General features: G+C 46.3%; 8 protein-coding genes. 6 read left to right on the top strand and 2 right to left on the bottom strand.

Annotated features, from left to right (window positions below):
• The first annotated feature begins 144 nt into the window (after nt 1-144).
• The 4 genes from QUB16_RS30960 (at nt 145) to QUB16_RS30945 (ending at nt 6040) form a co-directional block, all read left to right on the top strand.
• On the top strand, nt 145-690 hold the full coding sequence (locus QUB16_RS30960; protein WP_333322048.1) for a gamma carbonic anhydrase family protein: 546 nt from the start codon (nt 145-147) through the stop codon (nt 688-690).
• Nucleotides 691-731: 41 nt separating this feature from the next.
• Nucleotides 732-1091 carry a Uma2 family endonuclease gene (locus QUB16_RS30955; protein WP_333322046.1) on the top strand — a complete coding sequence of 120 codons (360 nt, stop codon included), beginning with the start codon at nt 732-734 and terminating at the stop codon, nt 1089-1091.
• Nucleotides 1092-1465: 374 nt separating this feature from the next.
• Nucleotides 1466-3934 (top strand): GH116 family glycosyl hydrolase, encoded by a 2469-nt coding sequence (locus QUB16_RS30950; protein ID WP_333322045.1) that lies wholly within the window; start codon nt 1466-1468, stop codon nt 3932-3934.
• A gap of 672 nt (nt 3935-4606) precedes the next feature.
• A complete protein-coding gene (locus QUB16_RS30945) occupies nt 4607-6040 on the top strand; it encodes a protein adenylyltransferase SelO family protein (RefSeq protein ID WP_333322043.1) in 1434 nt (477 codons plus the stop codon).
• Nucleotides 6041-6358: 318 nt separating this feature from the next.
• Here the strand turns inward: QUB16_RS30945 and QUB16_RS30940 are convergent, their stop codons facing one another.
• Both QUB16_RS30940 and QUB16_RS30935 read right to left on the bottom strand, forming a co-directional pair.
• Nucleotides 6359-8794, bottom strand: a complete 2436-nt coding sequence (locus QUB16_RS30940; RefSeq protein ID WP_333322041.1) for a tetratricopeptide repeat protein — start codon at nt 8792-8794, stop codon at nt 6359-6361.
• Nucleotides 8751-10949, bottom strand: a complete 2199-nt coding sequence (locus QUB16_RS30935; RefSeq protein WP_333322039.1) for a tetratricopeptide repeat protein — start codon at nt 10947-10949, stop codon at nt 8751-8753. The genes QUB16_RS30940 and QUB16_RS30935 overlap by 44 nt, the downstream gene beginning before the upstream one ends.
• Nucleotides 10950-11309: 360 nt before the next feature.
• Between QUB16_RS30935 and QUB16_RS30930 the strand changes: the two genes are divergently transcribed.
• Nucleotides 11310-11519 (top strand): hypothetical protein, encoded by a 210-nt coding sequence (locus QUB16_RS30930; RefSeq protein WP_333283038.1) that lies wholly within the window; start codon nt 11310-11312, stop codon nt 11517-11519.
• A gap of 129 nt (nt 11520-11648) precedes the next feature.
• Nucleotides 11649-13034: a tRNA uridine-5-carboxymethylaminomethyl(34) synthesis GTPase MnmE gene (gene mnmE / locus QUB16_RS30925; protein ID WP_333322037.1), complete on the top strand. Its 1386-nt coding sequence runs from the start codon at nt 11649-11651 to the stop codon at nt 13032-13034.
• Nucleotides 13035-13299 lie beyond the last annotated feature (265 nt).

Below are 13299 nucleotides of genomic sequence, written 5' to 3'. Positions count from 1 at the left end.
AGTTATTATGACTTTATAGTCATCCTAGCTATCCCCTAAGTATCGTTACTCAGTTTCGGCTAAACGAATCGCACCCAAATACTCTTATTATATCCCGTATCAACAACCAGCTAATCTGCTTGAAGTATAACGATCGACCAACAAATGAGCAATCTCAACGAATCTCTGCCTGCACTTCCTTCCTATTGGCCCAGGCCCGATCTGTCCCAAGCGGCTTTTGTCGCTGAAGGCGCTGTTGTCATCGGCAGGGTAGAGGTGGCTGCAGGCGCTAGTATCTGGTACGGGGCGGTGGTGCGGGCGGATATAGAGCGAATTGCAATAGGATCAAGTACCAATATCCAAGATGGAGCAATTCTGCACGGCGATCCGGGAAAACCGACTGTTTTGGAAGATTTCGTCACAGTCGGACACCGAGCCGTGATTCACTCAGCTTACATTGAACGGGGCTGCCTGATCGGGATTGGGGCGATCGTCCTGGACGGAGTCAGGGTGGGAACAGGCTCTATCGTCGGTGCAGGGGCGGTTGTCACCAAGGACGTTCCCCCTCACACGCTAGTTGCGGGAGTGCCTGCCAAACGCCTGCGAGATGTCTCTGAGGAAGAAGCGGCCGAGTTGGTGGAACACGCTAAGCGTTACGAAAAGTTGGCTCTGGTTCACGCGGGGAAAGGTTCGGATTTGGGATTTGATTAGTTGATAGAATAAGATTTTTAGCAACAAACTATTAGTTTCCAATGGCTTACACTGCGCCAAAAATCTTAACTTTTGAAACATTCCTCGATCGATATTGTGACAACTTCCGCTACGAGCTCGCTGACGGAGAATTAGTTGACATGGAACCCACAGGCCCCCACGAAACCGTCAGCGGTAAACTAGCAACTCAAATCGGCATCGCCATCGCAGCCGAAAAACTACCTTGGTTCATTCCCCGTACTTGTTTGATACGTCCATTTTCAGATGCAGCTACTGCCCGCCGTCCCGATATTGTCGTGTTAGATGAAACTGCTATTGTCAGCGAACCTCTTTGGGAAAGAGAACCTGTGATTACGCTGGGACGATCTATTAAATTGGTGGTAGAAGTCGAGCGATTTTAGATTTTAGATTTTAGATTTTAGATTGGAGAATTGATGAAGCCGACGAACCAGAAACCAATTGCTTGATAGTCAACAATCAACAGTCAACAGTCGAGCGATTTTAGATTTTAGATTGGAGAATTGATGAAGCCGACGAACCAGAAACCAATTGCTTGATAGTCAACAATCAACAATCAACAGTCGAGCGATTTTAGATTTTAGACTTGAGATTTTAGATTGGAGAATTGATGAAGCCGGCGAACCAGAAACCAATTGCTTTTGGCCAACAATCAACAGTCCACAATCTTAGGAAATATCGGGGTTTGTTCCAGCGATAAAAGTTTAAAATTAAATAAAAAAATTGTCAAGCTCGATCGAGCGCTAAGATTAATCACATGAATAACGATCGCACATCTACTCCAAACATCCCCCCGCACACTTGGAAACGTCCCATCGGCCTCGGTTGGGAGAATCCCTATACAGTCCGCTACGCAAGCAATCTCGACGATGGCCCCTGGCACGGAATGCCTCTGGGCGGGTTCGGTGCCGGCTGCATCGGGCGATCGTCCCGCGGCGACTTCAACCTCTGGCACATTGACGGCGGGGAGCACATTTTTCGCAGTTTGCCCGCTTGTCAGTTCAGCATTTTTGAAGAAACTCAAGGCAAGAAACAAGCTTTTGCACTGTCCACTGAACCGCCTAGTGATGGTAGTTTATCTAGTTGGAAATGGTATCCAAAAGAAGGAAGTTCGGCAACGGATTATGTAACGGATGTAACGGATGGAATTCTGAAGGCAGACGGAAGAAGGGAAAAGTCAACTTCTGGGACTTATCATGCTTTGTATCCGCGCAGTTGGTTTGTTTACGAAAATGTGTTTGAGGCTCAATTAAGCTGCGAGCAATTTTCGCCAATTTTGCCGAACAATTATCAGGAAAGCAGTTACCCAGTTGCCATGTTTGAATGGGTGGCGCACAATCCTACAGATGCGCCGATTACTCTCAGCATCATGCTGACTTGGGAGAATATTGTCGGTTGGTTTACTAATGCCAACAAGTCGCCGAAAGTGATGGTTCGAGATGATGGTAGTCCATTTTATGATTATCAATCCCGGTGGGGAGAAAGTGCCGGAAATTTTAATTTGTTGGTGGAAGATTTTCACCGGATAGGTTGCGTGATGACGCGGTTGACTGCTGAGGAGGAACCGCAAGAGGGGGATGGACAATGGGCGATCGCAACTATTACTAATCCGGCGGTAGAAGTATTCTATCAAACTCGCTGGAACCCGGCGGGGAATGGCGAGGATGTTTGGCGCAACTTTTCTGCTGAAGGTTTCTTGTTGGATGACAAAGACGAGACAGCCGCAGCAGCAGGAGAACAGTTGGCTTGTGCGATCGCAGTTCGCTTTACTCTTCGACCGGGAAAAACGCGCAAAATCCCCTTTATTATAGCTTGGGATTTGCCCGTTACTGAGTTTGCATCGGGAGTTTGGTACTACCGCCGCTATACAGATTTCTTCGGCCGCAACGGCAAAAATGCTTGGCCGATTATTCGCACTGCAATGAAGCATTCTGATACTTGGCGCGAAAATATTGAAGCTTGGCAAAAACCGATTTTAGAACGGAAAGATTTGTCAGACAGTTTTAAAATGGCTTTGTTTAACGAGTTATACGCCCTCACAGACGGCGGTACTCTTTGGAGTGCGGCTGACGAACGCGATCCAAAGGGTCAATTTGCGGTTTTGGAGTGCATTGATTACCGCTGGTACGAAAGTTTGGACGTGCGGCTTTACGGTTCTTTTGCTTTGTTGATGCTGTGGCCGGATTTGGAAAAGTCGGTGGTTTTAGCGTTTGCTAGGGCAATTTCAGCCGGAGACGATACGCCGAGAATTATTGGCTGGAATCAAGCTTCGGCTATTAGAAAAGCTGTCGGTGCGACGCCACACGATTTGGGTGCTCCTAACGAACATCCTTGGGAGAAAACGAATTATACTAGCTATCAAGATTGCAATTTGTGGAAGGATTTACCTTGCGATTTTGTGTTGCAAGTTTATCGGGATTTCCTGTTGACTGGCGGCACAGATTGTGAGTTTCTGCAAGAGTGTTGGCCGGCAATTGTTGAGGCTTTGGCTTATCTGAAAACTTTTGATGAGGATGGGGACGGAATTCCTGAGAATTCAGGAGCACCGGATCAGACGTTTGATGACTGGCAAATGCGGGGGATAAGTGCCTATTGCGGGGGTTTGTGGTTGGCGGCGCTGGAGGCTGCGATCGCGATCGGCGAAATCTTGGAAAATGCAGCACCGGAGATAATTCCTAACCCTCAAGCAAAGATAGCATTATATCACAGTTGGCTGCTACAAGCAAGACCGAGCTATCAAGAAAAACTGTGGAACGGTCAATATTACCGTTTGGACAGCGAGAGTAATTCCGAAGTGGTGATGGCCGACCAACTGTGCGGTCAATTTTACGCGAAACTGTTAGGATTGCCGGATATTGTGCCGCTGGAATGTGCAGTCAGCGCTTTAGAAACGGTGTACGAATCTTGCTTTTTGAAGTTCAATGAGGGGGAGTTCGGTGCGGCGAATGGAGTGATGCTGAACGGTTCGCCGGAAAATCCCAATGCGACTCATCCTTTGGAAGTTTGGACGGGGATTAATTTTGGGTTGGCCGCTTTTTTGGTACAGATGGGGATGGAGGATAAAGCATTTAAATTGACGGATGCTGTGGTGAAGCAGATTTATGAAAATGGGTTGCAGTTTCGCACGCCGGAAGCGATTACGGCGGGGGGGACTTTTCGGGCGAGTCACTATTTGCGGGCGATGGCAATTTGGGCAATTTACGGGGTGTTGACGAATTTTAAATAGGGGAGAACTCACATCTTGCACCATTCTCAATTACTTGTTTAGCAACAGGCTTTTCGGCCTGTTCCACAAGAAAACTCATTCTTTGTGGAACGGGCCGAAGAGCCCGTTCTTGAGAATGGTGCAATATCTCAGGGAAAAGGTATATAGCAATCCTTGCAGGAGTTGTAATCTTTTGACCCTCCCCGAACCCGCGGGGAGGGAGTAAGAAATTCACAAATGATTTAGATTACTATATTAGCTGGTGAATCCCACTTAACTTTAAAAAATTTAAGACTTCATCTCATGTCCCGTCGATTACCCGAAATCAGGTAGGGGCGGGTTCACCAACAACATCGGCCAATAATTGACAATCTCAAAAACCCGCCCGACCGGGATATTATGGTCAATCGGATATGAGATCAACTCCATTTTTAGCAAGGAAAACCGTTAATTAAACTCTCACTAAAATGAACCGTAAAAAGTTTTTGCCTTCGAGGAAAACATTAATCTTTCATGCTCAAACTTTAGCTTGGTTAAAATTTGAGCATGAAAAAGCCCGGAGATGGGAGGGGATCGAACTCGTCTATAAACGAGGGAGACAAAGGGTATGAGGCAATTGTTGACACCAATACAGTGGGCACCTTACCCGTATATAATTTGGAGCGATCGCCAATTTCAAGATAAAATAGAAAAATGTCAAATCCTTTGCTTTCCCTCAACTACGAACCAGCCCTCGAATCCCTCGGCGGCGACTATTTTGATGAAGTCCCTGCGGCCGATTTTCCGCAGCATATTCTGCGCTTCCGCAACGACAAATTATTGCCGATATTGGGTTTAGACCCCGCACAAGTAACCGACCAACATTTCATCGAAGCGTTCGGCGAATTTCACTGCGTCCGCCCCTTTCTCGCGCTTCGCTATCACGGCTATCAATTCAACACATATAACCCGAATTTAGGCGACGGTAGAGGCTTCTTATACGGCCAAGTTCGCGGGACTGACGGCAGACTTTACGACTTCGGTACTAAAGGTTCCGGCCGCACTCCCTACTCGCGGGGCGGTGACGGTAGACTCACTCTCAAAGGGGGAGTTCGCGAAGTTTTAGCTGCGGAAGCTTTGCATCGATTGGGAGTTCGGACATCTCGCTGTTTTAGTTTAGTTGAAACTGGGGATGCTTTGTGGCGGGGCGACGAACCCTCTCCGACGCGATCGTCCGTAATGGTGCGTTTCAGTCTTTCTCACATCCGGTTTGGAACTTTTGAAAGGTTGCACTATATCCGCCGCCCGGATTTAATTAAAAAACTTTTAGATTTTGTTATTGAATATTACTACCCAGAACTGCATTTAGAAGCAAGTAATGCGGGTGTTTCGCCGCAGGAAAAGTACGCCCTCTTTTATGCAGATTTAGTCAAGCGAGTAGCTGAATTAGTCGCTCAGTGGATGGCAGCAGGATTTTGCCACGCCGTGCTGAATACTGATAATATGTCGATTACTGGAGAAAGTTTCGATTACGGGCCTTTCGCTTTTATCCCAACTTACAAGCCGGAATTTACAGCAGCTTATTTCGACCATTACGGTCTGTATTGTTACGGCAATCAACCGTTAATTTGTAGGGACAATTTAGAGAAGCTTCAGGAACCGCTAGCAGCGGCGATTCCTCAAGCTGATATGGATGCGGGTTTGGCAAAGTTTGGCGATTATTATAATGCAGCTTATCGGCAATTGATGCTGAAGAGATTGGGATTTGAGGATTTGCCAGAAGCTGATGGAGATGAGTTGTTGAAGGTGACAATTAAAATGCTGGCGGAGTCTCAAGTAGCCTATCACGATTTCTTTTTTGAACTGCGAAGACAGTTCGATCGCACTTGGCGAGATGATGCTAGTCTAATTTTTGCTGAGGCGGAACCGGCGGACTTGATAGCACCTTGGCGACAGTTTTATTATCACGTTTTGCAAAGTTTCTCGGCGGATGATATGGATAAAATGGCGGACTGTTTGCGGAGGCACAATCCCGAACAATCGCTGTTGAGACCGACAATTGAGGCTGTTTGGGAACCCATAGCTATTGAGGATAATTGGGAACCGTTTTATGAATTGGTTAAACGACTTCAAGACCCAGAAAATTGATTGATAATAGCTTGAATTAATAGCGTTCCGGGGCAGGTTAACCAGCAGTTTCTGTTGGTATTAAAGATTAGCGTGAACCAGCCCCGGAGCAATCTGAGATTATAAAATATTGACCGATAAAAATATAACATCGAGAAATAATTACTAATGACTAATGACCGAAAGCATCCAGGATCCAAGCCCCCGGATTCATTCCGAAAGCAGAATCAGGACCCAGAAATAAAAAACCTGTATCCGATGAAACTTGCCGAACGTATTTATCCGTGGGGTCAATGCTTCAATTCTTTAATCTAAAATCTAAAATCTAAAATCGATTGACTACTTCAGCTTTTCAATCTCAAATTGTGCATCTTTGTAACCGCCAGTAAGTCCTTGATCGAGGAACATTTGGCCGGCTTTTTCTAAATCGCTAATTGCTCCTGCTTTGTCTCCCAATGAGCGCCGAACCATACCTCTACCGTAGTAAGCAGCAGCATAATTCGGACTGATCCGAATAGCTTGCACGTAATCTGCGATCGCACTATTGTAATTCTTTAACTCCTGATAAATCTTCGCCCGATTGGCGTAAGCTTCCGCATTGTTGGGATTGAACCCGATTGCTGCTGTAAAATCTGCGATCGCCCCCTGCGCGTCACCCCCTGCGCTGCGAGCTAAACCACGATTGTTAAAAGCATTAAAATCATTCGGATTCACTGTCAGCGCTTGAGTGCAATCGGCAATTGCTTTCGGATAATCCTTCAAATTTAAATAAGCAATGCAGCGATTGTTGTAAGGAACCCCATCCTCCTCGCTGAGCGAAATTGCCTGAGTGCAATCGTCAATTGCCGCTTGATGCGCTCCCAAATTCAACTGCGTGCTGCAACGATTAGCGTAAGCATCTCCACTCTTGGGATCGATCGCAATTACCTGAGAATAATCCGCCAAAGCTCCCTGATAATCTCCTAGGTGAAAGCGAGCTCTCCCCCGACTGTAAAAAGCATCAACATTCTTAGCATCGAGTTTAATTGCTTCAGTATAATCTCCAATCGCCCCCTGCAAATCTGCGCTCCCAGCGCGAGCCAACCCCCGCGAATGATAAGCTTTAACAAGGTTCGGCTGCAACCGAATTACTTCGGTAAAATCCTGAATAGCCGCCTTGTAATCTTGCATTTCTAAATAAGCAACTCCTCTTTCATAATATGTATCAGCATCATTGGGCTGGAGATTCAAAGCTTGAGTGTAATCCTCAATCGCCCCGCCCTTGTCGTTAAAATCGTGACGGGCTAGCCCGCGGTTAAAATAAGCCTGAAAATATTTAGGATTGAGAGCGATCGCCTGAGAATAATCCGCAATTGCTTCTTGATACTTTTTTAAATCATAATTAGCATTACCCCGCCTATAAAAACTCTCAGCATTTTTAGGATTCAATTGAATTGATTTATTAAAAGCCTGCAAAGCTGCCTCCGCATCTTGATTGCGAGACTTTTCCACTCCCTGCTCGTAATATTCCTTAGCTTTAATCGGATTCGGGCGGCTCCAATAACTAAACAGAAATAGCAGAACTATCGCCGCCCCGAACCCCGCCAAAATCATCAACCAAAATCGACTTCCCAAACGTGACGAAAAACTATCCGAAGACAGTAACCTCGGAGAAATACTTTTCTTTTGAGCCGTATTCCCCGGTTCTTGGCGGTGTCTCAACTTGCGGAGAGCTACCAAAACTTCCTCAGCCGATTGATAGCGTTTGCCAAATTGGTGACAGACCATTTTGTCAATTATATTGGCTAGTCCCACAGAACATTGAGCTCGGTTTCGCCACACAATTTCCCCCGTGTGAGAAGGACTCGGATCTTGCAATTTGGGCAAATCCGTACCGGGCAAACCCGTGATAGCTTGGACGGCCATCATCCCGACTGCATAGATGTCGCTGCTAAATTGCGGGTTGCCTTGAAATTGTTCGATCGGCATATAAGCCGGAGTTCCGGTAGCAATGGTGCGGGGAAATTCTGTATCGTGCTCGCTGACTTGATTCGCAACTTCTTTAACGGACCCGAAGTCAATTAAAACTAATTTGCCGTCTGGTTTGCGGCGGATTAAGTTGGAGGGATTAACATCGCGGTGAATCACTCCCTGAGAGTGTACGAAGCCGAGAAGTTGTAACACTTCTTCCAGCAGATCCAGCACTCGTTCTTCCCGCCAAGGTTGACCGGCCACAATTTCCCTATTTAGGGCGTGTCCGGGCACAAATTCTTCGACGAGGTAGAATTGATTTCCTTCTTCAAAATAAGCGAGTAAAAATGGAATTTGATCGTGTTTTCCCAGCTTTTCTAATATTTCTGCTTCTTGTTTAAATAAGCGGTAAGCTGTTTTGAGAACTGTGGAAGTGTTGCTGGGAGGGCGCAGTTGTTTGACTACACATTGAGGGTGGCCAGGGCGGCGAGTATCGACAGCTAAATAAGTTTGTCCAAAAGCTCCTGAACTGAGAATTTGCACTACCCGATAACGCCTGTCTAAAAGTTGACCAACCATGTTCATATCTATAATTGAGAAGTGGTAACGGGGAGTTGGTAATTGGGAATTGGTAAGGGGGAGTTGGTAAGGGGGAGTTGGTAAGGGGGAGTTGGTAATGTTGCCTTCTTCTTTCTTCCTTTTGCCTTTTTCCTTCTGCCTTTTTTCTTCTTCCTTCTTCCTTATTTCTTCTTTTTTTAACATCTGACTGATGAGTAATAGTTTATTTAGGGTCGTTGATTTGCGCTTGTGCGTTTTGGAAACCATCGGCTCTTCCTTGTTCGAGAAAGAGGGTGGCAGCTTTCTGAAAATCCTCGATCGCCCCAGCACGGTCTTTGAGTTGGCGGCGGACGAGGCCTCGGCTGTAAAAAGCGCTAGCATTGTTGGGGTTGAGCCGCAGCGAGTGAGCGAAATCCTCAACCGCTAAAGGGTAATTTTTTAGTTCTGAGTAAATAGTACCGCGATTGCTGTATGCTACTGCATCGCTGGGATTGAGTCGAATTGCTTGAGTAAAATCTTCTAAAGCTCCCTGCTTGTCTCCCGAAGCCGATCGAGCTAATCCTCGATTGCTGTATGCTTTGGGATTGTTGCCGTTGAGTCCGATCGTCAAACTGCAATCTTCGCTAGCTTTTTGAAATTGTTTTAAATTCAGATAAGCAATGCAGCGGTTGTTGTAAGCTGCTTCATCTTTTGGAGCGAGGCGAATTGCTTCGGTGCAATCTGCAATCGCTTTGTCGTAGGTAGCCAAATTCAAGTAAGCGCTGCACCGATTGGTATAAGCATCAGCGAGATCGGGTTGCAATTCGATCGCCTTAGTATAATCTTCCATCGCTCCTTGATAATCTGCCAGATTAAACCTGGCTCGACCACGACTGTAGTATACGCCAGCTTGCTGGGGGCTAATTTGAATGGCTTGAGTAAAATCTGCCATTGCTCCTGTTTTGTCGCCTGCAGCCGATCGAGCTAAACCCCGATTGCTGTAAGCTGTAGCATCGTTGGGACTGAGCCGAATTGCCTGAGTGTAGTCTTCTATTGCTGTGCGGTAGTCGCCCAAATCGTAGTAGGCTAAACCCCGCTGAGAGTATGCCTCACCGTCGCTGGGATTGAGTCGCACTACTTGGGTGAAATCTTCCACGGCCCCCCGCTTGTCCCCGATGTCGAGGCGGGCCATACCTCGATTGTAGAGAGCTTTGCTGTGGCTAGGATTGACTTTAATTGCTTGCGTGTAATCCTGTATTGCTTGCTCGGTTGCGCCCATGTCGTAGCGAGCGTTTGCCCGCTTGTAGTAAGTTTCCGCATCGCTGGCATTCAGGGCGATCGCTTGAGTATAATCGGCGATCGCGCCTGTTGTGTCACCTTGCTGCGCCTTGATAACGCCGCGGGCTAACAATTCTTTTGACCTCGCCGGAGTTTGACTCTGCCAAAAGTAAATTATCAGTGCCGTCAAGATTAAAGCTGCCGCTGTTGCAGCCAACAGCAGGAGTTTGGTTTGGCTTTGTCTTCGCGGTTGACTCATAGCGTCCGTGATGATTGTGGCTGGCGGCGGCTCAACCTCCAATTTTACGGCGATTTGTTTGAGGTCTGCTAAAACTTCGGCGGCCTCTTGATAGCGTTCCTCGCAGTCGGGGCGCACCATGCGATCGATAATATCTGCTAGGGCTGCCGAACAAGTTGCCCGGTTTCGCCAGGGAATTTCGTTTTTGTTGTTTTTTAAGGCACTCAGTTCGTTGGGTGAAAGTCCTGTGACGGCAAGCTGGGCGATCGTACCTAGAGCGTAGATGTCGCTATTGTAACGGGGGTTGCCGCTCAATTGCTCGATCGGCACGTATAACTCCTGAGCCGCCAAATCCTGTTTTTTTGCCTCATGCCGTTTAACAGAGTTCGGGGAGGTTTGCGACAACAAATGACAATTAGCAAGTTCCGGGTTAATTTCTTTGTCTAAGCTAAAGTCTACCAATACAAATTTGCCGTCTGACTCGCGCCGGATCGCTCTGTCTGGTTGAATTCTGCGGTGAATAAAACCCTTCTCGTGGATGAACACCAAAATTTCTAATATTTCTGATAGCAGACCAATTACTTGGTCTTCATCCCAAGGTTGACCGGGTATTAGTTCTTGACTTAAAGGTAAGCCCGCAATAAATTCTTCAATTAAGTATAAACTTTGATTTTCCTCAAAATACGCCAATAATTCGGGAATTTTGTCATGTTTTCCCAATTTTTCAATTATTTCTGCGTTTCTTTGAAATATAACTTTGACTAATTCGGGAGTTTGCGAACTTGTGCCGGGGAGTCGCATTTCTCTAACCGTGCATTGCGGATACCCGGGACGGTGAGTATCTGCTGCTAGATAAGTTTTTCCCACCTCACTTGAGTCTGTGACTTTAATGATGCGGTAACGTCTGTCTAGAAGTTGACCAATCATGCTTTGCCCTCTACCCTATCAATTTTCCATTATCGCATAAAATCAGAAGAGCTCACTGTGGTGTCCAACTTTTAGCTATTGATTCCGGTGTGCCAAGCCGCCGAAGAAATCGCCAGTAGTAGGACTACAGGTGCCGGCAATTTAAAGGCGATCGCCCAAACTTTGAGCCTTGTCTGAATTTGAGCAGTCCTGGACGCAGTGTTAAAAGCCGGGATGCAGTATTTCCGTAAAAAAACCAATTTCTGCGTCGAGGACTATAGCATTAAGATTAGTCCCAGTCTGCTGCCCGTATCCGTTGACTGTAGATGCAAACCCTGAACTTATAGTATAATTTAGTAACCGAGCAACAGATGACTTAAAATGAACGTACAACTGGTTGACTCCCTAATTCAAGTTATCTTATCTCTCTCCGCAGACGAGCAATTAGCGATTACGGACAAATTACTAGAAAACATCCCGTACCCTTCGACTCAGGAACTTATGCAGCTTGCTCAAAGCGGTGGCGGTTTTGACTTTTTGCATGACGAACCTGATATTTACACAATAGAAGATGGAGAACCTATTGCGTGACACTAAAAAAAGTAAAAGTTAGGCATTGGAATGCAATTAAATCATTTTGACTAAAACTAAAAATTTCAATTAATTGCTATATAAATATTCTTCCTTGTTCCTTCTTCCTTCTACTTAGAGTAATTAAAAATGTCTGAATCACTAACAAAAGGAGGAACGATCGCAGCGATCGCCACTGCCATAGTTCCCCAACAAGGCAGCGTCGGCATTGTGCGAGTTTCCGGTTCCGCAGCCTTAAAAATTGCCGAAACTCTGTTTCGCGCCCCAGGACGGCAAATATGGGAGTCTCACCGCATTCTTTACGGCCACATCCGTCGCCCCAAAACTCAAGAATTAGTCGATGAAGCTTTATTGTTAATCATGAAAGCACCGCGTTCTTTTACTCGCGAAGATGTGGTGGAATTTCACTGTCACGGCGGTATTATGGCCGTGCAGCAAGTCTTGCAGTTGTGTTTGGAAAATGGGGCGAGATTGGCGCAGCCGGGAGAGTTTTCGCTGCGGGCTTTTTTGAACGGGAGGCTCGATTTAACTCAAGCTGAAAGTATCTCAGATTTGGTGGGAGCAAAATCGCCCGCTGCTGCACAAAGTGCTTTGGCCGGTTTGCAGGGAAAATTAGCGCAGCCAATTCGCAAATTGAGAACCACTTGTTTGGATGTGCTGGCAGAAATTGAGGCAAGAATTGATTTTGAGGAAGATTTGCCGCCTTTAGATGAAGCTAAAACATCTTTGGAAATAAATCATGTTTTGGAGGAATTGTCAACAATTTTGGCGACGGCAGATCGCGGCGAATTGTTGAGAACTGGTTTGAAAGTAGCGATTGTTGGGCGGCCGAATGTAGGAAAATCGAGTTTGTTGAATGCGTGGAGTAAGAGCGATCGGGCGATCGTCACGGATTTGCCCGGTACGACGCGAGATGTGGTAGAATCGCAGCTAGTTGTGGGCGGCATTCCGGTGCAGGTGCTCGATACTGCGGGCATTCGAGAAACCGAAGACAAGGTAGAAAAAATTGGCGTTGAGCGATCGCGCGCAGCAGCAAAACAAGCCGATTTAGTGTTGTTGACAATTGACGCGGAATCTGGTTGGACAGAGGAAGATTCGGAAATTTACGAACAAGTAAAACACCGCCCGCTAATTATAATTATCAACAAAATCGACTTAGTAAACACCATCCCCCAATTACCTTTTTCCTCAGAAATTCACCGTAGAGTTACCGCCGCAGCAGCCCTGGATCGAGGCATAGAAGACTTAGAAACAGCAATTTTAGATGCTGTCAGCGGGGGAAATTTGCAAGCAGCCAACTCAGACTTAGCAATCAACCAGCGACAAGCAGCGGCGTTAACTAAAGCTAAAATTTCTCTGGAACAATGTACAGATACTATTAGCTATAAATTGCCTTTAGATTTTTGGACAATAGATTTGCGCGGTGCAATTCAAGCATTGGGGGAAGTTACGGGCGAAGAAGTGACAGAATCAGTGCTCGACAGAATATTTAGCAGATTTTGCATTGGCAAATAGCAATAGGAAAAGAGTAAATTAAATAGGTAAGCTGTCTCGCCTTTAAGTTGTATTTTTAGGGCGGGCGGGACGCCCACTCCACAAGAATTTCACTCTTTGTGGAACACAGAATTTCACTCTTTGTGGAACAGGCATCTTGCCTGTTCTGTTGTATTTTTAGGGCGGGCGGGACGCCCACTCCACAAGAATTTCACTCTTTGTGGAACACAGAATTTCACTCTTTGTGGAACAGGCATCTTGCCTGTTCTGTTGTATTTTTAGGGCG

Source organism: Microcoleus sp. D3_18a_C4 (genome assembly GCF_036702415.1).
Classification (GTDB): domain Bacteria; phylum Cyanobacteriota; class Cyanobacteriia; order Cyanobacteriales; family Microcoleaceae; genus Microcoleus.
Note: the sequence above shows the minus strand (reverse complement) of the source record. Positions and strands in the feature narration are given on the sequence as shown.